18 protein-coding genes, 1 riboswitch and 1 other annotated feature (1 of these 20 only partly in view) are annotated in these 19,512 nt (G+C 38.4%); of the genes, 5 read left to right on the top strand and 13 right to left on the bottom strand.

Going from position 1 to position 19,512, the window contains the following annotated elements; translation table 11 throughout:
- Positions 1 to 168: a binding site (T-box leader), on the bottom strand (it extends 64 nt beyond the left edge of the window).
- The 7 genes from trpB to HT731_RS04525 form a co-directional block, all read right to left on the bottom strand.
- The gene (gene trpB / locus HT731_RS04555) at positions 159 to 1,337 is read right to left on the bottom strand and encodes a tryptophan synthase subunit beta (protein WP_173277852.1); all 1,179 of its coding nucleotides are present in this window, start codon (positions 1,335 to 1,337) and stop codon (positions 159 to 161) included. (Overlaps the previous feature by 10 nt.)
- Before the next feature lie 426 nt (positions 1,338 to 1,763).
- Positions 1,764 to 2,993 carry a DegT/DnrJ/EryC1/StrS aminotransferase family protein gene (locus HT731_RS04550; RefSeq protein ID WP_173277850.1) on the bottom strand — a complete coding sequence of 410 codons (1,230 nt, stop codon included), beginning with the start codon at positions 2,991 to 2,993 and terminating at the stop codon, positions 1,764 to 1,766.
- Between the two features lie 42 nt (positions 2,994 to 3,035).
- The gene (locus tag HT731_RS04545; RefSeq protein ID WP_173277848.1) at positions 3,036 to 3,728 is read right to left on the bottom strand and encodes a sugar transferase; all 693 of its coding nucleotides are present in this window, start codon (positions 3,726 to 3,728) and stop codon (positions 3,036 to 3,038) included.
- A 218-nt stretch (positions 3,729 to 3,946) separates the two neighbouring features.
- Positions 3,947 to 5,689, bottom strand: coding sequence for an ABC transporter ATP-binding protein (locus HT731_RS04540; protein ID WP_173277846.1), 1,743 nt, complete (start codon positions 5,687 to 5,689; stop codon positions 3,947 to 3,949).
- On the bottom strand, positions 5,679 to 7,424 hold the full coding sequence (locus HT731_RS04535) for an ABC transporter transmembrane domain-containing protein (protein WP_173277844.1): 1,746 nt from the start codon (positions 7,422 to 7,424) through the stop codon (positions 5,679 to 5,681). The genes HT731_RS04540 and HT731_RS04535 overlap by 11 nt, the downstream gene beginning before the upstream one ends.
- A gap of 54 nt (positions 7,425 to 7,478) precedes the next feature.
- Positions 7,479 to 8,114, bottom strand: a complete 636-nt coding sequence (locus HT731_RS04530; protein WP_000174458.1) for a DUF421 domain-containing protein — start codon at positions 8,112 to 8,114, stop codon at positions 7,479 to 7,481.
- Positions 8,111 to 8,566: a DUF3290 family protein gene (locus HT731_RS04525; protein WP_000675343.1), complete on the bottom strand. Its 456-nt coding sequence runs from the start codon at positions 8,564 to 8,566 to the stop codon at positions 8,111 to 8,113. Before HT731_RS04525 ends, HT731_RS04530 begins: the two co-directional genes overlap by 4 nt.
- Before the next feature lie 133 nt (positions 8,567 to 8,699).
- On the opposite strand from HT731_RS04525, the gene HT731_RS04520 reads away from it, so the two are divergent.
- The 4 genes from HT731_RS04520 (at position 8,700) to HT731_RS04505 (ending at position 12,219) form a co-directional block, all read left to right on the top strand.
- Positions 8,700 to 9,527, top strand: a complete 828-nt coding sequence (locus HT731_RS04520; RefSeq protein ID WP_173277842.1) for an exodeoxyribonuclease III — start codon at positions 8,700 to 8,702, stop codon at positions 9,525 to 9,527.
- Positions 9,528 to 9,538: 11 nt separating this feature from the next.
- Positions 9,539 to 9,925, top strand: a complete 387-nt coding sequence (locus tag HT731_RS04515) for a VOC family protein (protein WP_173277840.1) — start codon at positions 9,539 to 9,541, stop codon at positions 9,923 to 9,925.
- Positions 9,926 to 10,156: 231 nt separating this feature from the next.
- Positions 10,157 to 10,252, top strand: a riboswitch (purine riboswitch).
- 123 nt (positions 10,253 to 10,375) lie between these two features.
- On the top strand, positions 10,376 to 10,957 hold the full coding sequence (locus tag HT731_RS04510; RefSeq protein WP_173277838.1) for a xanthine phosphoribosyltransferase: 582 nt from the start codon (positions 10,376 to 10,378) through the stop codon (positions 10,955 to 10,957).
- A complete protein-coding gene (locus HT731_RS04505; RefSeq protein WP_004256021.1) occupies positions 10,957 to 12,219 on the top strand; it encodes a nucleobase:cation symporter-2 family protein in 1,263 nt (420 codons plus the stop codon). Before HT731_RS04510 ends, HT731_RS04505 begins: the two co-directional genes overlap by 1 nt.
- A gap of 59 nt (positions 12,220 to 12,278) precedes the next feature.
- Here HT731_RS04505 and HT731_RS04500 read toward each other — a convergent pair whose 3' ends face one another.
- The 5 genes from HT731_RS04500 to HT731_RS04480 form a co-directional block, all read right to left on the bottom strand.
- Entirely contained in the window at positions 12,279 to 13,049 is a 771-nt protein-coding gene (locus HT731_RS04500) for a DUF6339 family protein (protein WP_173277836.1), read from the bottom strand.
- Positions 13,042 to 13,911 (bottom strand): hypothetical protein, encoded by an 870-nt coding sequence (locus tag HT731_RS04495; RefSeq protein ID WP_173277835.1) that lies wholly within the window; start codon positions 13,909 to 13,911, stop codon positions 13,042 to 13,044. Before HT731_RS04495 ends, HT731_RS04500 begins: the two co-directional genes overlap by 8 nt.
- A complete protein-coding gene (locus HT731_RS04490) occupies positions 13,895 to 15,817 on the bottom strand; it encodes a hypothetical protein (protein ID WP_173277833.1) in 1,923 nt (640 codons plus the stop codon). Before HT731_RS04490 ends, HT731_RS04495 begins: the two co-directional genes overlap by 17 nt.
- Positions 15,818 to 15,831: 14 nt before the next feature.
- The gene (locus tag HT731_RS04485) at positions 15,832 to 16,068 is read right to left on the bottom strand and encodes a hypothetical protein (RefSeq protein ID WP_173277831.1); all 237 of its coding nucleotides are present in this window, start codon (positions 16,066 to 16,068) and stop codon (positions 15,832 to 15,834) included.
- Positions 16,069 to 16,174: 106 nt separating this feature from the next.
- A complete protein-coding gene (locus tag HT731_RS04480) occupies positions 16,175 to 17,665 on the bottom strand; it encodes a Sau3AI family type II restriction endonuclease (protein WP_173277829.1) in 1,491 nt (496 codons plus the stop codon).
- 116 nt (positions 17,666 to 17,781) lie between these two features.
- Between HT731_RS04480 and dcm the strand changes: the two genes are divergently transcribed.
- Positions 17,782 to 19,047 (top strand): DNA (cytosine-5-)-methyltransferase, encoded by a 1,266-nt coding sequence (dcm, locus tag HT731_RS04475; RefSeq protein WP_173277827.1) that lies wholly within the window; start codon positions 17,782 to 17,784, stop codon positions 19,045 to 19,047.
- Positions 19,048 to 19,092: 45 nt separating this feature from the next.
- On the opposite strand, the gene HT731_RS04470 is transcribed toward dcm, so the two are convergent.
- Positions 19,093 to 19,497, bottom strand: a complete 405-nt coding sequence (locus HT731_RS04470; RefSeq protein WP_000651224.1) for a PaaI family thioesterase — start codon at positions 19,495 to 19,497, stop codon at positions 19,093 to 19,095.
- Positions 19,498 to 19,512: the final 15 nt, after the last annotated feature.

Raw genomic sequence — 19,512 nt, 5'->3', positions numbered from 1 at the left:
CAGATACCTCCTGTAACAGGCTGTGCGATAAAGGGCACTCCCTTGAGAATTATGTTTTTTTCTCTTGTTTCAAATGGACCCAACCTTACAGCTTTCTCTGCTTGTTTTCAGCAACCACAAGCTCTCTGTGAGAGAACGGACTGTAATTTTTCCATCTTTTATTTTTTAGCTTCTAGGTAGTCTGCAATCGCAGCTACGTCCTTGTCTCCACGACCAGAGACATTGATGATGATAATGTCGTCTTTACTTAGTTTCGGTGCACGTTTAACTGCTTCTGCGATAGCGTGCGAACTTTCAATCGCTGGGATAATTCCTTCAGTCTTGCTGAGAAGGAGGAGAGCCTGAACAGCTTCTTCATCCGTCGCAGCGACATATTCCACGCGACCTGAATCTTTAAAGTAGGCGTGTTCTGGGCCAACCCCTGGATAGTCCAATCCAGCTGAGATAGAGTAAACTGGAGCTAGCTCTCCATCTTCCTTAAAGACTGCATAAGTCTTCATGCCGTCGACAATTCCGATACTACCTTTTGTCATAGTAGCTGCGTGCTTGTCTGTATCAAGTCCGTGACCAGCAGCTTCAACCCCAACCAATTTAACTTCTTCATCAGCCACATACTGAGAAAAAGCACCGATGGCATTGGAACCACCACCTACACAAGCAATAACGTAGTCTGGTAAGCGTCCTTCTTTTTCTAAGATTTGACGGCGAGATTCTTCACTGATGACCTTTTGGAACTCATGAACAATGGTTGGATATGGGTGAGGTCCCACAGCAGATCCCAGAACATAGAAGGCTTCCAAGTCATTCATCCATGCTCCAAAGGCTGCATCAACAGCATCTTTGAGGGTACGAGTCCCTGTTTCAACTGCATGAACAGTTGCTCCCATCATCTCCATACGGAAAACATTGAGACGTTGACGTTCCACATCCTCTGCTCCCATGTAGACATCACAGGCCATACCAAACTTGGCTGCAGCCGCTGCTGTCGCAACCCCGTGCTGACCAGCTCCTGTTTCTGCGATTACTCGTTTTTTGCCCATACGTTGGGCCAAAAGAATTTGTCCTAAAACATTGTTGAGCTTGTGAGAACCAAGGTGGTTAAGGTCTTCGCGCTTGAGATAAATCTTAGCGCCACCTAGGTGGTCTGTCAAACTTTCCGCAAAATAGAGCGGTGTTTCGCGACCTGAATAGTCCTTTAAGTAATGGCGAAATTCTGCCAAAAATTCTGGATCATCCTTGTACTTTTCAAATGTCACTTCCAACTCATCCAACAAAGCCTGAATTGGCTCCGGTACAAAACTACCACCAAATTGTCCAAAATAACCTTTAGTTGTCATAAAATTTTCCTCTTTCTATATTAATTCGGCTTTTTGTTTGCTTTTAGTAGTAGGCAAGGAGCTGCAGATAGAACTTAAGTTCATCAAAGCGACTTAACGCCCTAATAAAAGATAAACAAAACGACGGATAAAAAAAGCCCACACACAGAATATACTTCCATGTGAGGGCGTTGGTAACGCGGTGCCACCTCAATTATAAAGGGACTATTCCCCTTTATATCTCTGCCTTGTCTAACAACAAGTTGCACTGTAAGGTGTGCGCACCGAATTTTCATTGTTTCAAATTCATTTTTAAAATCAGCCCACTTTCACTACTTCCAACCACCTGTTCACAATGACCACAGGCTCCCTGAAGACCAAAAATAGTTACTTTTCTGATTTGTTGAACTTATTTTAATACTTTGCTTTTTCTTTGTCAAGACTTTTTTACGATTTTTTTAATAAAGTTAGCACTTTTTCAGAAACTGTTTTGAAAGTCTCAATGATATAGTCCACTTCTTCATCGCTTAATTTAGTGTGAAGAGGGAGCGTAATTTCATTTTCAAAGAAGGCATAGGCTCTTGGATAATCTGCCATATCAAAATCAAGATTCTTATAGGCTGTCAAGAGCGGAAGCGGTTTGTAGTGGACATTACTTGCAATTCCTGCTTTGGCCAATTCTTGGATGATGAGATTACGTTCTTCTAAGCTTGCTCCTTCTACATGGGTGATGTAGAGGTGGCGTGAAGATTCTACAGTATCAGTCTTGTGTGCCAATGGATGGATACGAGAACCTGCAAAACCACGATCATAGCGGTCCACAATGTCCTTACGGCGTTGCAACAAACTTGGATAACGGTCCAATTGTACCAAACCAAGTGACGCCATGATATCGGTCATATTGCACTTGTAGGCTGGCGTTACGATATCGTATTCCCAAGAACCCAGTTGCATCTTGGCAAGAGCATCCTTAGTTTGCCCGTGAAGGGAAAGGATTTGGAATTCCTTGTACATCTCTTCGTCATCAATCGCTGGATTGGCTTTCCAAGTGGCACTTCCACCTTCTGCCGTTGTAAAGTTCTTAACGGCGTGGAAAGAGAAGGAAGTAAAGTCAGCGATAGAACCAGCTGGTTGTCCTTTATAAGTAGATCCCAAAGCATGGGCACTATCAGAGACAATCACGATACGGTTAAATGCTTTTTGCCACTTGCTTGAAGCAGTAAAGAGGTCACGTTTCTTCTCCACTACTTGGAACAAACGGTCATAGTCGCAAACAATCCCCGCAAGCTCAACCGGAATAATCACCTTAGTCTTTTCAGTAATGGCTTGCTCAAGCAAGTCATAGTCCATTTCAAACGTATCTGCTTGGATATCCACCATGACAGGGGTTGCTCCTACGTGCGTGATGACACTACATGAAGCTGTATAGGTCATGGCTGGAACGATGACTTCATCACCAGGTCCCACTTCAAGCACACGCAAAATCAACTCCAGAGCGGCTGTCGCAGAGTTGAGACAGACAGTCTTAGGTGTCTGTGTGTATTGAGACAAGCGACGCTCCAGTTCTTTTGTCTTAGGACCTGTTGTGATCCAACCAGAACGAAGGGTATCCGCTACTTCAGCAATTTCTGCTTCCGTAATATCGGGTGGTGAAAATGGAATATTGTAATTTGGCATTGATTTGCTCCTTTTATCTGTACTCATTTTCTCATGACTACTTTATTTTAGCACTTCAAACACGGTTTGAAACATGATTTTGATGTCTCCAAGGAAACTAAATTCTCGGAGATAGGCAAGGTTATAGCGCATCTTTTCAGGAAGAACATGCTCTACATAGGCTTGGTCAACTGACAGGCCTTTTTCAGTCATTTGACTGATGATAGTGTCCTCATCCTTGTAGTTGATGCTGGCTGGAGAGGTAATCCCTGCTGGCAAAAGCAAGGTTGCCATCATTTCAGGGCTATACTGCTCTGTGTAGCGTGGCACTTCAGGACGCGTCCCTACAAAGGACATCTCACCTTTAAGGACATTGACCAGCTGAGGCAGTTCATCCAAACGCACACGACGGATGAAATTCCCAACCTTGGTAATGCGGCTATCGTTAGCAGAAGTCACCAGACTTCCTTTTTTGTCCGCGTCCGTTACCATGGTACGGAACTTCCAAATCTTGAAAGGACGGTTATACTGGGTCACGCGCTCTTGCTTGTAAATCACTGGCCCCTTGCTATCCAACTTGATCCAAATGCTCAAAATGAGAAAGATTGGAGAGGTCAGAACCAGTACAGCCAAGGCCAGAAGCCAATCCAAACAACGCTTGAAAATCAGCGAACCCTTCCTTTTAGAGACAAGCTGGTAGTAAGACTCAACCTCGCTTGATTTCATTTCCACGGGCAAGTCTTCCCATTTCAGCATGCTGTTTCTCCTTTGTTTTTATTATACTATTTGTCAACATTTTTCATTATACCACAAAATGGAAAAGGCGGTGAAAGAAATATGTAATTAGAAGGATTTCCTTCTTACACTCAATGAAAATCAAAGAGTAAACTAGGAAGCTAGCCGCAGGCGGCTCAAAACACAGCTTTGAAGTTGTAGATAAAGCTGACCTAGTTTGAAGAGATTTTCAAAGAGTATTAGGACATGGCCCCTGCTTGCAAGCTATACATCTTGTGATAGGTTCCTCCCAAGGCCAAGAGTTCCTCATGAGTGCCACTTTCGATAATGCGCCCCTTGTCCAAAACATAGATGCAGTTGGCGTCTTGGATGGTAGAAAGACGGTGGGCGATGGCAATGGTTGTCCGCCCCTGTCTCATCTTAGCCAGAGAAGCTTGAACCAAACTTTCTGTTTCAGAGTCAATATTGGCTGTCGCTTCATCCAAAATCAAGATTTTAGGCTGACTGGCGACTGTTCTGGCAAAGGCAAGAAGCTGACGCTGACCTGTTGAAAAACTGGAGCCACGCTCAGAAACAGGTGAGTCGTAACCCTGAGGAAGGTCTTGAATAAAGGAATCTGCATCCACGAAGCTAGCTGCAGCCTGAACCTCTTCATCACTAAGATCTTGGTACATGGCGATATTGGACTTGATGGCTCCATGATAGAGGAAGGGTTCCTGCAAGACCAGTCCGATATTTTTTCTCAGTTCTTCCTGACTGTAGTCCCTGATATCCACATCATCCAAGAGAACTCTCCCTGACTGGAATTCATAAAAGCGCATGAGGACATTGATAATAGACGATTTCCCTGAACCTGTATGACCCACAAAAGCAATGGTTTCACCCTTGTTAACAGAAAAAGAAATGTCATCCAGAATCGGGTGTTTCCCATCATAAGAAAAACACACATGTTCAAATCGAATATTGCCTTCTTTGACTTTATCCTGCCCATCTTCTTGAAGGGGCTCATAGGTCCTCTCGTCGATCAGAGCAAAGACACGGCCTGCAGAAACCATAGACGTTTGCAGGGTTGAAAAGTTTTGCGTTACTTCAATCAAAGGGTCAAAAAGGCGATTGACATACTGGATAAAGGCATACATGGTTCCTGCCGTTATTCCCAGATAAAGTCCACGATAGCCAAAATAGGCCATCAAGACAGCATAACCTAGAAGTTTCAGCAAACTCATGGCAGGGCGCAAAAAGAGGGCATCCAAGGCTACAGAACGGTTGGCATAGACCAAGTGTTCTTGGTTAATTTCATCAAATTCTGCCTGCAGGCGCTTCTCTTGATTAAAGGCCTGGATTATTCTGATTCCCTCGATGTTTTCAGCCAGCTTGCTATTGATATCTGACAAGAGACTTCTGGTTTTCTCAATGATTTTCACTGATTTTTTCCGATAGAGATTGACCAAAAGGAAGATCAAGGGGAGAAAGAGCAAGACTAAAGCAGTCAAACGAAAATCCAACACCAACATGGTATAAAGAGTTGTCAGAAAGATAAAAACTGCTGATATAAAGCTGGATAGAATCCCCGAAAACATATCACTGATGGTCTCAGTATCATTTGTCAAACGAGAGACAATCGAGCCTGCTGGCGTCTTGTCAAAGTAAGACATGCCCAATTTCTCCATATTGGCAAAGGCATCCCGACGAATATCCCTAACAATACTGTAGGACACCCGCGCAAAGAGAAGATTGCCGACATACTGGACCAGAGTTTGTAATATATAGAGACCATAGTAGGCCAGCAAAACGGTCACAGCGAGTTGGTTGAGATTACTCAGATACTGGTCGATAAAGTGGGAAGCCACAAGGGGAATGACACTTTTAATGACCGTCGTCGCTAGGAGAAAACTGAGTGCCAAAAAGGTCAGGAGTCCATAGGGCTTGAGATAAGACATCAATCGCTTCAATACAGCCCATTGTTCTTGTTTATTCTGCATCTTCTTCTCCTTTCATTTCCAGCTGCTGAGACTGGTAGGTTTGGGCATACCAGCCATCCAAAGCTAACAGGTCTTCGTGTGTGCCTCGTTCGATAATCTGTCCATTTTGCAGGACTAAAATCAAATCTGCATGGACAACTGCACTGAGGCGATGAGCTGTGATAATGGTTGTCTTGTCCTTTCGTGTCTCCTTGAGATTGTCGATAATCGCATACTCCGTCTTGGCATCCACGGCCGACAAAGAATCATCCAAAATCAAGATATCAGGGTCTAAAATCATCGCCCTACTCATGGCCAGACGCTGCTTTTGACCTCCAGAAAGACTGACTCCCTTTTCACCAATCAACGTATCAAATCCCTGAGGCATGACTACAATGTCTTGGTAAACTTGTGCTAGCTTGGTCGCTTCCTCGACCGCTGAAAGAGGCAGTTTAGGATTGCCAAAGCGAATATTGTCTAAGATTGAAGTCGCAAAGAGAAACTGGTCCTGAGGGACATAGCCCATGAGACTGCGAAGGTCTGTCAGACGATAGTCACGAATATCGTGGCCATTCAGATAAATGGCTCCCTTATCCACATCGTATTCACGCAAGAGGAGTTTAATCAAGGACGTTTTCCCAGAGCCTGTCTGACCAACTAATCCCAATGTTTGCCCTTTTTCCAAACTAAAGTGAACATTTGTCAGTGTTTCCTCATTTTCAAATGCAAAACTATCAATGGCATACTGCAAGCGCCCATTTTCAATACTGTCTAGAGGAAACTCAGGGTCTTGTACAGGTGATTCCTGAGACAACAGTTCCTCAATCCGCTGGTAGGAAACTTTCCCTCGCTGAGTAATATTAAAGAGGAAGCCGATGGCCATAAGAGGCCAAACCAGCATATCCAAATAACTGATAAAAGTGACCAGATTACCAACCGTAATTTGCCCTTTCTGAACCATCAAGGAGCCTACCAAGAGCGTTAAAACATAGGAGGAACCAACAAATAAGAGAACCATAGGGTCAAAGAGACTATCGTATTTCATGGTTTGCAGGTTCTTTTGGAAGGTCAATTCATTGACTGCCTGAAAGGACTTCAACTCGTCCGCCTGATACCCGAAAGACTTGGTCACTTTAATACCTGATACGGACTCCTGCACCTTGTTATTGAGTTCGGAAAAGGCAGCCTGTGATTCTCCAAAAGCCTTGTGAGTCTTTCTCCCTAGACGACTGGTCGCATAAGCCATGAAAGGTAAGGGTAAAATGGCAACTAGGGTCATTTGCCACGAAATGCTAAAGAGCATGGTCAGCAAGGTCACCAAAGCCGTGATAGAAGCATCAACTGCAGACATAACACCGCCCCCTGCCAGACGAGTCAAGGCATTGATATCGTTGGTTGCATGCGCCATAAGGTCCCCCGTCCGATAGGTCTGATAAAAGGCTGGAGACATTTTTGTGAAATGTTCAAATAAGCGAGAGCGCATAATCTGTCCCAAACGGTAGGAAGTCCCAAGGATATACATACGCCAAACATAGCGCAGATAGTACATCCCAAAGGCTGAAAGAAGCAAGTAAAATAGGGCAAGAAGGAGGTCCTGCTGGGTTAATTGCCCCGATGTGATGGCATCAATGACCCTCCCCATAACCATTGGGGGAATGAGGTTGAGGACGGAAACCAAGACCAGAGCCACAATCCCGACTAAATAACGGCGTTTTTCTAACTTGAAAAACCACCAAAGTTTTTGAATAATGGACATAACATCCCTTTCTGATTGCAAATAGAAACCTGAGGCCAAGACCCCAGGTTTTTCTTATTCATAGGTTACGACTGTGACCGCACCCTTGTCATACTCAGCGATAAAGATATTGGCTACATTGTCATGCCCTTGCTTGCTGAGGTTATCAAGCAACCACTCTTCGTTACGACCAATCGACTCCAAAACATCGACTTGTATCACACCGTCAGTCACAACTGGATACTTAGGATTTTCATCTCCCATTTGGACCACGATGAGTTGGCCATTTTGCTCCTGCACAGCGCGTTTGACCTGCTTCATCTGGAAAATCCCTTGGCTACGAAGCTTGAGGGCTACTTCCGCTGCAGACAAACCAACTGAACGACAGGCTTCTGGGTCAATCTGACCATTTTTGATGAGGAGAGTTGGCTTACCATCAATCAAGCGTTTGACAAAATGAACATTGTTACTAAGCCACTTGAGGGTCAAAACCAAAATCGTCCACATCATCAAAATCACTGCGTACTGGAGAATGCTAATAGAACTATTGTAAATCACCCCACCGATAATACCACCGAGAACATAGTTCTGAATTTGGTCTGTCGCAGAGTTAGGCGCCAGATTTCCCTTTCCTGTCACATTGATAACAAAAACAAGCGAGAAAAGACCCAAGGCCAGTTTGATTAAAATTTCCATATAATTGAGTGTCATTTGTTTACCTCCACCAATTCAATAGCGTCTGTTTGATGCAATTCTAATTTCTCTAAAAGATACTTGTCTGGTTGGCTCCCGTTCATGGCACGATAGAAATTTGAACCTACCTTGATAAGTGCTCCATCAGTGGCTGCAGAAGTATTGACATAAACTTCTGATTTATCCACTCCCAAGTCTTTGGAAACAACCTCTATGAAATGAAGTGAAGTTTGAAATTGGTTGTTAGAGGCTTGATTGGTCTGGTATTTTGAGATTGTCACCAAAAGCATGGCCACCAAGGTCAAGGCCAAAATCATGACCAATTCCCGAAACTTAGTCCCCTTTTTATCTCGATAGGCTTTAAAAGCAAAAAATCCTGTGATAGCTAGGAGCACAATCCCAAAGCCAATCATCATTCCATTTTGCTGACTGATTTGGCTAAGTACATAGTCATATGAGTAAAATTTCATTTATTTTCACTCCCTTTCATAAAATCATTCTTAATTATAAACGAAAGAGAGTGATTTTTCAAGCCATACGTTGGGGAAATGGACCTTTTTTTGGTATAATAAAATCTATAATCTGAATGAAAAAGGTAACTTTATGAAACTCATCTCATGGAATATTGATTCCCTCAATGCTGCCCTAACTAGTGACTCAACTCGTGCCAAATTGTCCCAAGAAGTACTACAAACCTTGGTCGCTGAAAATGCTGATATCATCGCTATCCAAGAAACCAAGCTTTCTGCCAAGGGTCCTACTAAAAAACACTTGGAAATTTTAGCTGAACTCTTTCCAAACTACGAAAACACGTGGCGTTCTTCTCAAGAACCTGCCCGCAAAGGCTATGCTGGAACCATGTTCCTTTATAAGAAAGAACTCACACCCACTGTCACTTTTCCAGAAATCGGTGCCCCTTCTACCATGGACTTAGAAGGTCGCATCATCACTCTAGAATTTGATGAATTTTTCGTGACCCAAGTTTACACTCCAAACGCTGGCGACGGCCTCAAACGTTTGGAAGAACGCCAAGTCTGGGATGTCAAATATGCGGAGTACTTGGCTGAACTAGACAAAGAAAAACCAGTCCTTGCGACCGGTGACTACAATGTAGCCCACAATGAAATCGACCTTGCAAATCCTGCCAGCAACCGCCGTTCACCTGGATTTACCGACGAGGAACGTGCTGGATTTACCAACCTTTTGGCAACTGGATTTACCGACACCTTCCGTCATGTTCATGGCGATGTTCCAGAACGCTACACTTGGTGGGCACAACGTAGCAAGACTTCTAAAATCAACAATACAGGCTGGAGAATCGACTACTGGCTCACAAGTAACCGCATTGCTGACAAGGTGACCAAGTCTGACATGATTGACTCAGGAACTCGTCAAGACCATACACCGATTGTATTGGAAATTAAACTTTAAGGATTTTCACTATGAACTACAATGCAGTTATTCCCGAGTTTGTTGTAAGTGATTTAGAACAGTCCCGTTCTTTCTACTGCGATTTACTCGGTTTTAAGATTGAATACCAACGTCCAGAAGAAAACTTTCTCTTCCTTTCTCTTGAAGATTGCCAGCTAATGTTAGAAGAAGGAAGCGCAGAAGAATTAGCTCAGCTGACCTATCCTTTCGGGCGCGGTGTCAATATTTCCTTTGGCATTGCAGATGTCCCTCAGCTCCACCAAAAACTGCTGGAAGCTGACTATCCTATCCATCGTCAACTGACAAAAAGAGAATTTCGTGTTGGGGATCATTATATCTATCCACATGAGTTTGCAGTTTTGGATCCAGATGGCTATTTTTTAAGATTTAGTGAATAGAATATTAAAGATTGGAAAAAAGTCTTTAAAATTAGAAAAAGGCATGTTGTCAGGTGTTTAAAAATTTGATAATATGCCTTTTATAGTGGAAAAATCTTCTAAATGTTAGCCAATAACTGATTTTTTGCCCATCTTCTTCAGATTGTTCGTTTTTTAAAGCAAAACACTAACAAAATATTTGATTTCTAAAGTGATTTAGTGTAAAATAAAAACATTGGCTCAAGCCTATTTAAAATTGAATATCATTTTACTTGTTTATGTCGTGAATTGGCACGACGTTTCTACAAGGTGCCGGAACACCTAACAATAAGTAAGTCAGAAATGAGGTATGGCCTTTTTTGCCATGCCTATTTTGGGGACTTACTTAGATATTAAGTAGGTCCTTTTTCTATTTCTTGCTAGAAACTCTAAACAAGCAAATGGATTGGCTTTTAGACTTTAGGAGGTCTTATGAAATTATTAGAAGAGCGCATCCTCAAGGATGGGCATATCTTGGGTGATAACATCCTCAAGGTGGATTCCTTTTTAACCCACCAAGTTGACTATCAATTGATGCGAGAGATTGGAAAGCTCTTTGCGGAAAAATTTGCTTCTGCTGGTATTACCAAAGTCGTGACCATTGAAGCGTCGGGTATTGCCCCAGCCGTTTATACAGCTGAAGCCTTAAACGTTCCCATGATTTTCGCTAAAAAAGCTAAAAACATCACTATGAACGAAGGAATCTTAACTGCCGAAGTTTACTCCTTTACCAAGCAGGTTACCAGCACCGTTTCTATCGCTGGAAAATTCCTCTCACCAGAGGACAAGGTCTTGATTATCGACGATTTTCTTGCTAATGGCCAAGCTGCCAAAGGCTTGATTCAAATCATCGAACAAGCTGGTGCCACAGTCGAAGCTATCGGTATTGTGATTGAAAAATCCTTCCAAGATGGCCGTGATTTGCTTGAAAAAGCAGGCTACCCTGTCCTATCACTCGCTCGTTTGGATCGTTTTGAAAATGGTCAAGTCATATTTAAGGAGGCAGATCTCTAATGCAAACTCAAGAAAAACATTCACAAGCAGCCGTTCTTGGCTTGCAGCACTTACTAGCCATGTACTCAGGATCTATCCTGGTTCCCATCATGATTGCGACAGCCCTTGGCTATTCAACTGAGCAGTTGACCTACCTGATTTCCACAGATATCTTCATGTGTGGTGTGGCAACCTTCCTCCAACTCCAACTCAACAAATACTTTGGGATTGGACTTCCAGTCGTTCTTGGAGTCGCCTTCCAATCCGTCGCTCCCTTGATTATGATTGGGCAAAGCCATGGTAGTGGAGCTATGTTTGGTGCCCTTATTGCATCAGGGATTTACGTGGTTCTTGTTTCAGGCATCTTCTCAAAAGTAGCCAATCTCTTCCCATCTATCGTAACAGGATCTGTTATTACCACGATTGGTTTAACCTTGATTCCTGTTGCTATTGGAAATATGGGAAATAACGTTCCAGAACCAACTGGTCAAAGTCTCTTGCTTGCAGCGATCACTGTACTGATTATCCTCTTGATTAACATCTTTACCAAAGGATTTATCAAGTCGATCTCCATTTTGATTGGACTGGTTGTCGGAACTGCCATCGCTGCTAGCATGGGCTTGGTGGACTTCTCTCCTGTTGCAGCAGCACCACTAGTCCATGTCCCAACTCCACTCTACTTTGGGATGCCGACCTTTGAAATCTCATCTATTGTCATGATGTGTATCATCGCAACGGTGTCTATGGTTGAGTCGACTGGTGTTTACCTAGCCTTGTCTGATATCACAAAAGACCCAATCGACAGCACACGCCTGCGCAACGGTTACCGTGCAGAAGGTTTGGCAGTACTTCTCGGAGGAATCTTTAACACCTTCCCTTACACAGGATTTTCACAAAACGTTGGTCTGGTTAAATTATCAGGTATCAAGACTCGTCTGCCAATCTACTACGCAGCTGGTTTCCTGGTTCTCCTTGGACTTCTTCCTAAGTTTGGCGCCCTTGCACAAATCATTCCGAGCCCTGTCCTTGGTGGTGCCATGCTGGTGATGTTTGGTTTTGTATCCATTCAAGGGATGCAAATCCTTGCCCGTGTTGACTTTGCTAACAATGAACATAACTTCCTTATAGCAGCTGTTTCAATCGCTGCAGGTGTCGGACTCAATAACAGTAATCTCTTTGTCAGCATGCCGACAGCCTTCCAAATGTTCTTCTCAAACGGAATCGTCGTAGCCAGCCTACTCGCCATTGTCCTCAATGCGGTGTTAAATCATAAAAAGAAATAAGAAAAAGAGGTGTGAACCTCTTTTTTTACCAGAAAAATCATCTAAAGCAGGTTTATTTGTTAAGAAATTCTATACATTGCTTTAATGCCTTCTGTATCCATTAAATGACTTTTGACTATTCCTTTAATATCTTCTCTATTTAGAAAATCTAATACGATAACTCCACCAACTAAATTCAAGATTTTATTAGAATTTGTATATGAATACCTATTTTCAATCATTTTTCCTTCATCGACCAACTCATATATAGCTTGTAAAGTCCCCAGGACAATATCTTTATTTGATACTAAGTTACTTGAAAAGTATGCAACAGCATTTCCTCTATAACTTCCTGATAAGAATCTATTTGTATAATAATAAGGATTTGAAGAATTTTTATCATATGTATAGTAAGCAATCCACCATAGTGAAGAAATACTATTTATCATTAAAGATCTTTTATTACCTCTATTGAAAATAGTTCTAGATATTATGCTTGCTTCTCTGTGTGCTCCTGTAATTTCATTTAGTTGATCTAAATGAAAATCTAAATAATATGTATTTTCAAGAGCAACCCAAATTTTTTCATTTTCTGCTTCTGAAATAGTTAAATGTTTTAATGATTCCCAAATTATTTTTACATTCTTTTTTGAGGCATCAGAGTCTACAGATTCCAAAACAAGTTCTTTATAGTCAAATTCCTTCAATGACTCATAAACATTATTTGAATCAGAAAAAATTTCCTTAATTTTATTTTTGTCATTATTTGAATAGTATTGTAAATATTTACTCTGAAAATTTGTTTTAAATTCATCTAAGAATTCATCCGAAACATATTTCAATTTACTCATTTTTCATTTCCTCAAATTTATAATATTCATATAAAGAAGATTCTAAAGGAAAATCTAACAATTGCTGTGCAAGCATCATTGAACTTTCTTCAGATTCTGGCAACTCTTCAATATTATAATCTATTTTTTTTAATAATTCTCCAAGAGATTTATACCACTCTTTACTATCATCTACTTCTAATTTTTTAACTTTTTCAATTGCTACTGTTAATGCTGGCAAAATTATAGTTACTAAAAGCAATTGCTGTTGCACTTTACTAGAACTAGATAAATTAACATAAGCTATATAAGACTTTTCGGGTAAATTTATTTGAATAACATCTCCATCTAAATCAACTTCCATAAATCTTTTACTAAATTTAGCAATCCTAACCATTGATTTAAGATTCCCGTATTCATGATTTGAAAAATCTACCTGCAATTCGGCCATAGTATCAAAAGCTAGAATACTTCCTTTTTCAATTTCAGGAACTATAAAATCTTCTCCATAATACTCAGGATTAAATCCTTTATTCTTATAGTCTCTAATTATATCAGTTGCAATGACCATCATATTAACGAATAACTTTTTAGGAGTCGAATCACTTCTTAGCTCTACTTCCTTTGTTGTTTCTCCTTTTTGAAGATAGATTAACTTTCTATACGATGATGCTTGTCCTTCAATATGTATTACAAATTGTGCTTTATCTTGTTTAATTAATTTATTAATTTCCCTATTATCCAAATTGAAAGTAAAATTCAAAAGAGTTTGATTTATGCTCATTTTTTTCTGAGAAATATTTACTTCAAAATCTCCTGTTTTAAAATCATCCAATTCTTTACTTAAAACAGGATACGGGAACATATCAGATTTTAATTTCATTTATTTTTCCTTCCATCTTCAGTAGCAAATTAGAATTAACTTTAAAATCTAAAATTACAGTCTTATTTTTATTAATATTGATAACTCTAAAATCATTATCTATTTTTTTAATTTTATTTGATTGAGAAGTAACTTCTCTTAGTATAGCTTGTGTAATACTTCCATCTTCTCCAACGTAATTAAACTTTAAATCTATTTCCTTAAAACCTTTATTTGGCTTTAATATGCATCTATATTGTCCTTCTTTACTATTCAATGCAACAATTTTAATTCCAAAATATTGAGTTACTTCTACTAGCTTTTCTTGTTTTGACTTTTGGTTGAATCCCAATCTTTCCAATATTCCTTTTTTCCTATTTGGATTAGTTTTTTTATCATCTTTTTTCTTTTCTTCCTCATCTAAATTCAAATCTTTTAAAATGGAATCTACCTCTTCTTCAACAGGATTGTACAAACTACTTATTTTTATTTTTTTTATGTCTCTCTTAATTTTCACTGAGTTAATTGAACTTTTTATTCCAGAATCCTGCTTTTTATTGTCAGCTTCATAATCTGATGATAAGAGTGGCAAGAAGTCTTTCATTCCAATGGCATCAATAATATCCTCTACACTTTGCTCATACGATTTCTTAACAGTTTCTTTATACCAATCATATAAATCTTTTAATAGTTTTTTAGCTAATTTTCTATTCTCTTTAGATGCTTGATCACTACTCCAATCCGTATGATTTGTATTCTCCAAACTTTTTAAAAATTTATCTAAGCCACTACCAGTTGCCCTGAAAACCCCTGTAAACAAAATGTTCCCACTAACATTTCTTCTATCATAAATTTTCATACCAGATATTCTGGTTTGCAATATAGCTCTATTCGCCTCTTCTCTCCTCAAAAGAATTAACTTACCATCACTCTGGGATTCAATAAACGGATATGCTTTAAAACGCTCATCCAAGTCAAATTCTAATCTGTTATCATTTGTTAATGCATCAAAGTAATTTAGTGTATTTTTAAAGACCATTTTTTCATCCGTATTCTTTTTAACCTTCTCTAATTCTGTGATAATTTCACCAATAGAATTATTATCAAGGACGGTATTTTTTACTCGTACAATTAATTTATTTTCTAAAATTGAAACCAAAAAATTATTAACTGCTGAAAGTAAAATACGCATCTCCCAATCATCATCAATATCTCTAAGTCCTAAAATAAACAGATCCGTTCCATATTCTGATAATTTACGTTTCTCAAAATTAAAATCTATTTGACCTGATATATATTGATCATCTTGATTCTGATATAACGCACGTTCTTGAGTTATAATAGCTTCATCATTGCTATTACAATTAAATGATACAAAATTCATTACACCAACATGCTTTGGAATTGCATTTGTAGGAATCGTGTTATAAAAAACCAGTCTTAAATCTGAAATTGCAAAAGGTGCTGCTTTCCCTATTCCTTTACTGCCTGCTGCATTCTCATCAATTTTTTCAGTATATCCATTCCCTAAAACAAGAGCATCATAGCTTTTATCATTCAATCCATACGTATTATAATCACTTATTTTTAGCACCCTAATTTTATCAGATTCCAATATTTCTCTAAAAGACTTCAAATACTCTAAGGTTCCAATATTTTCTTTCTTTTTCCAAAATTTCTCTGCATTTGGTAATGCCATATTATAAATGTCGTCCACACCTGGGATTTCACTTGTCGATAACTCACTAAAATCAAATGTGATTTCAACCGGTTTATCATTTTCTCTTATCTTTGCATCTAGAGAGTTTTGTATTACTTCTCTAGTTAGTGAATCAATAACATTGTCTAAAAATGAATTTATAGCTGGATCATTTACTCCTCTAGGAGTTAAATCTTTACCATGAGGGAATACCCATTTATTAATCATATCTCTATACTCCTTTATTTTTTATTCTTTGAAAATGAAAATCTATTATCCTTTTTAACAAATTCAACCTCAAACATCTTTTTTGTTCTTTGAAGTTCTTGTTCTATTGCCTTAAAAATTTCTGCAATTTCATTTTCATTATAATCATAGTTACTTCTATTAGCCAGATTTCCAATTAAATGAATCTTTTGAATTGCAGCATTTGTTCGAGATTCAGCCAATCTCAAAAAACGATCATGTTTATCTTCCATCACGTCACCTCTTGATATATATGTTTTATTTTACAATATATGAAAAATATTGTCAAATTTTTATTTTTTAAAAAATAAAAAAGCTATTTTGCAAATAGCTTTCCATCTAATCCCAATTCCCATCTAATATTTCTTTTATAAACTTTTTAGGCATCCAAAAGGAGTGTTTTGTAATCCTACGCCCATCTGGAAGTTCATCCGTATCAGATAATGAACCTTTTCCAACAAATTTTCCTTTTTCAATTTCATAATAAGCATTGGTAGCATGTAATTTCGTAAATAGAATTCTATTTATCTTACTTTGAGGGAAATTAGTTGAAACTTTATTACCATTTTGAGTTAATTTAACTCCATCAGAAATAATTTGTCTAGTTTCCTGCCACACTCTTTGTATTTCTTCTAATTGTCTATCCTGAAATCCCCAAAATTTGATAGAATCTAATACAAATAGCTTAGGTTCAATTTCCTTAAAAATAACGAAGAGGAATCGTTTATTATAAATTTCATTATAAACATGCGATGATTCCCAACAATCTGTTGCTGCTAGTTCTTTAAAACAATAAGTTTTAAATGGGGAGTCTTCCTTAGGTAAATTATTCTTATCTACTCGAATAACTCTCAAATTCATGTTTGCTTTCTGAAATTCTTTAGTCTTATCTAAATCCCCTGTTAAGCCTAAAATTTTTCTAATCAGAGTACTATTCTTACCTTTTGCTTTGGGATTCACTTCAAATCTATCATATAACTCTTGTTCAGAAAAACCTTTGTAGGAAAGAATCTTCTCTGCAATAACCTCAGTAAATGACTTTTTTTCACCCCTAAAATTAGCCAGAACACTTTCTTGATCTGATTGGTTAAAGATTTTATGATTAATCAGATAGGTCATATAACTTGATTTTAATTCCCAAGCTCTTTGTTTTGCTAATTCATGACTAAATGGTTGCTGTCTTAAATCCTTTCCTTTACCTGCACCTTTTGTACAAGTTGATAAATAGTTTCCATCTGATTCTGATAATTCATGCGCCCTTCCATTTTTAATTTTATCTGTAATCTTCTGATAGTCTTCAAGGATGACTGCCATATCCTCCTCAAACCATTCATATAAAAATATTTTTTCAATGACATAGTCCTTCATTGTTTGATTAGGAATTAAGCCATTGTAAAACAACAACAAAATCTTTGCACATTTTTTCCATAAATGAGTGGAGTAAAAATCCTCTAAATTTTCCTCTATATAGTTTAGTATTGTTAATACAAGTCGTTCTTTGGCACTAAGTGTCCCATTTTTGTTTATCTTAAAAGGAGTAACTTTTAATTCTACACCTATTTTTTCAAAGTCAGCTTCCGAGTCACTATTTGGCTGGTAACCATAGAAATATTTTTCAATATAATTTCCATACTGCCCTTTTGACTTCATACTAATTGTTTTATCTTGTACCTCAGAGACTACTCTATCATTATAATCGTCATATGATTTATAAAGCGAACGATTATACTCTTCCATAACATCGGAAAATTTTCTATTTAATAGTTTGTGAGAATATTCAATAACACTATCGATATCTTCATCGTTATAGTTAAATAAGTTTTGATCCATTTTCTTCTCCTATCTTTTATATTATATCAAATTAAACTAAAGCAAACATTAATACTTGATCAATCATTGAAAATAGTATATAATGGATTAAACTGTAAAAAAATGAAGGAGAAAAGATGAAAGTTCTCGAACTATTTGCTGGAGTTGGCGGTTTTCGGATAGGATTAGAAAATGCCGATAAGCAACTCTTTAAAACAAAATGGGCAAACCAATGGGAACCATCTCGTAAATCTCAAGACGCATTTGAGGTCTATGATTATCACTTCCCCAATAGCGAAAACATCAATATTAGTATCTCTGATATAACAGACGAACAATTTTCCAAAATGGATGCCGATATGATTGTCGGTGGTTTTCCTTGCCAAGATTACTCTGTTGCGCGTAGCAAGAAAAATGAAAAAGGCATTGAAGGAAAAAAAGGAGTTTTATTTTGGGAAATCATTAGAGCAACAGAAATCATTAAACCCAAATACTTAATTCTAGAAAATGTAGATAGACTTTTAAAAGCACCTTCAAAACAACGAGGACGCGATTTTGCAATCATGCTCACAGCTTTTAATAATCTTGGATATTCTGTAGAGTGGAGAGTTATTAATGCTGCTGAGTATGGAAGAAGCCAACGAAGACGTCGTGTATTCTTTTTCGTATATCGAAATGATACAGTCTTTGCCCAAAAAATTGACAATCTTTACGAAAAAAATGAAGAAATCTTTGAAGATAATAGGTATGATGACTATATTTTCAATCAAGGTCTATTTGCAAAACAATTTCCTATTAAACCTATAGCAGTTAAAAATCGTCATGTTTTTTATAAGTTACCAAATGATATAGTTGAAGTTTCAGATACTTTTACTGGTACTGTTTGGAATACAGGAATTATGAGACATGGAAAATACTATTCTATTGACACTGAACCTAATTACAATGGCAATCCTATCACTCTAGGAGAAATTCTTCAAGATGAGTCTGAAGTACCTGAAAAATATTTTTTAACTGATCAGTCAAAATTGGAAAAATTTCAATATCTTAGAGGACCTAAGAAAATTGAACGAACATCCTCTGACGGACATCAATACATCTATTCAGAAGGAGGAATGTCCCCTTATGATGATTTAAACCTTCCAGGACGAACAATGCTTACATCCGAAGGAACTGTTAATCGTTCCACACATTTATTATTTGTAAATAATAAATATAGATTAATTACCCCCATTGAAGCTGAACGCCTTCAGGATTTCCCAGATGATTGGACAGCTAAAAAGAAACTATCTGACGGTTCTATTGTAGAGGTATCTGATAAAATGAGAATGTTTTTTATGGGAAATGCTTTAGTTACTGAAATTGTAAAAGAAATTGCTAAGTTTATTAAAGAAATTGATTGATTTATCTGAGACTAAAAAAGAGGTGTGAGCCTCTTTTTTGTTTCTCTATATCCTTACCTGTCTTTCTTCTGACCGTTGGCCTGTGACAAACATGGTAAAGGTTGCCTTGCAGACATTTCTACCTTCTTGATTGGTGATATCCACATCCACTACACAGGTTGTGCGACCTTGATGGACACATTCTCCTTTAATGGTCAATACATCGTCGAGTTTTCCTGCTTTAAGGTAGTTGATAGAAGATTGGAGAGTCACTCCGTCTAGTCCTAGCGAGATGACCACCAAACCACTGATCTGATCACAAAGGGTAAAGAGATAGCCACCATGGGCGTTGCCATAGTAGTTGAGAGACGAGTCCACTACTTTGGTCGTTACCACAACGTGACCATCTCTCATTTGTTCAATTTCGTAATTTTCAAAGGCAGATATAGCGTCAAAATGAAAATCTTTCATCGTTTCCTCCTGATA

This window comes from Streptococcus sp. k-163 (genome assembly GCF_013277555.1).
Taxonomy (GTDB): Bacteria; Bacillota; Bacilli; order Lactobacillales; family Streptococcaceae; genus Streptococcus.
This window is presented reverse-complemented; position numbering and strand designations above follow the sequence as displayed.

Coding starts and splice junctions, on each gene's coding strand:
- HT731_RS04470 (WP_000651224.1), bottom strand. CDS start 19,497: ATGAAAGATTTTCATTTTGACGCTATATCTGCCTTTGAAAATTACGAA.
- HT731_RS04545 (WP_173277848.1), bottom strand. CDS start 3,728: ATGCTGAAATGGGAAGACTTGCCCGTGGAAATGAAATCAAGCGAGGTT.
- HT731_RS04490 (WP_173277833.1), bottom strand. CDS start 15,817: ATGATTAATAAATGGGTATTCCCTCATGGTAAAGATTTAACTCCTAGA.
- HT731_RS04550 (WP_173277850.1), bottom strand. CDS start 2,993: ATGCCAAATTACAATATTCCATTTTCACCACCCGATATTACGGAAGCA.
- HT731_RS04520 (WP_173277842.1), top strand. CDS start 8,700: ATGAAACTCATCTCATGGAATATTGATTCCCTCAATGCTGCCCTAACT.
- HT731_RS04495 (WP_173277835.1), bottom strand. CDS start 13,911: ATGAAATTAAAATCTGATATGTTCCCGTATCCTGTTTTAAGTAAAGAA.
- HT731_RS04515 (WP_173277840.1), top strand. CDS start 9,539: ATGAACTACAATGCAGTTATTCCCGAGTTTGTTGTAAGTGATTTAGAA.
- HT731_RS04525 (WP_000675343.1), bottom strand. CDS start 8,566: ATGAAATTTTACTCATATGACTATGTACTTAGCCAAATCAGTCAGCAA.
- HT731_RS04530 (WP_000174458.1), bottom strand. CDS start 8,114: ATGACACTCAATTATATGGAAATTTTAATCAAACTGGCCTTGGGTCTT.
- HT731_RS04535 (WP_173277844.1), bottom strand. CDS start 7,424: ATGTCCATTATTCAAAAACTTTGGTGGTTTTTCAAGTTAGAAAAACGC.
- HT731_RS04510 (WP_173277838.1), top strand. CDS start 10,376: ATGAAATTATTAGAAGAGCGCATCCTCAAGGATGGGCATATCTTGGGT.
- trpB (WP_173277852.1), bottom strand. CDS start 1,337: ATGACAACTAAAGGTTATTTTGGACAATTTGGTGGTAGTTTTGTACCG.
- HT731_RS04485 (WP_173277831.1), bottom strand. CDS start 16,068: ATGGAAGATAAACATGATCGTTTTTTGAGATTGGCTGAATCTCGAACA.
- HT731_RS04505 (WP_004256021.1), top strand. CDS start 10,957: ATGCAAACTCAAGAAAAACATTCACAAGCAGCCGTTCTTGGCTTGCAG.
- HT731_RS04480 (WP_173277829.1), bottom strand. CDS start 17,665: ATGGATCAAAACTTATTTAACTATAACGATGAAGATATCGATAGTGTT.
- dcm (WP_173277827.1), top strand. CDS start 17,782: ATGAAAGTTCTCGAACTATTTGCTGGAGTTGGCGGTTTTCGGATAGGA.
- HT731_RS04500 (WP_173277836.1), bottom strand. CDS start 13,049: ATGAGTAAATTGAAATATGTTTCGGATGAATTCTTAGATGAATTTAAA.
- HT731_RS04540 (WP_173277846.1), bottom strand. CDS start 5,689: ATGCAGAATAAACAAGAACAATGGGCTGTATTGAAGCGATTGATGTCT.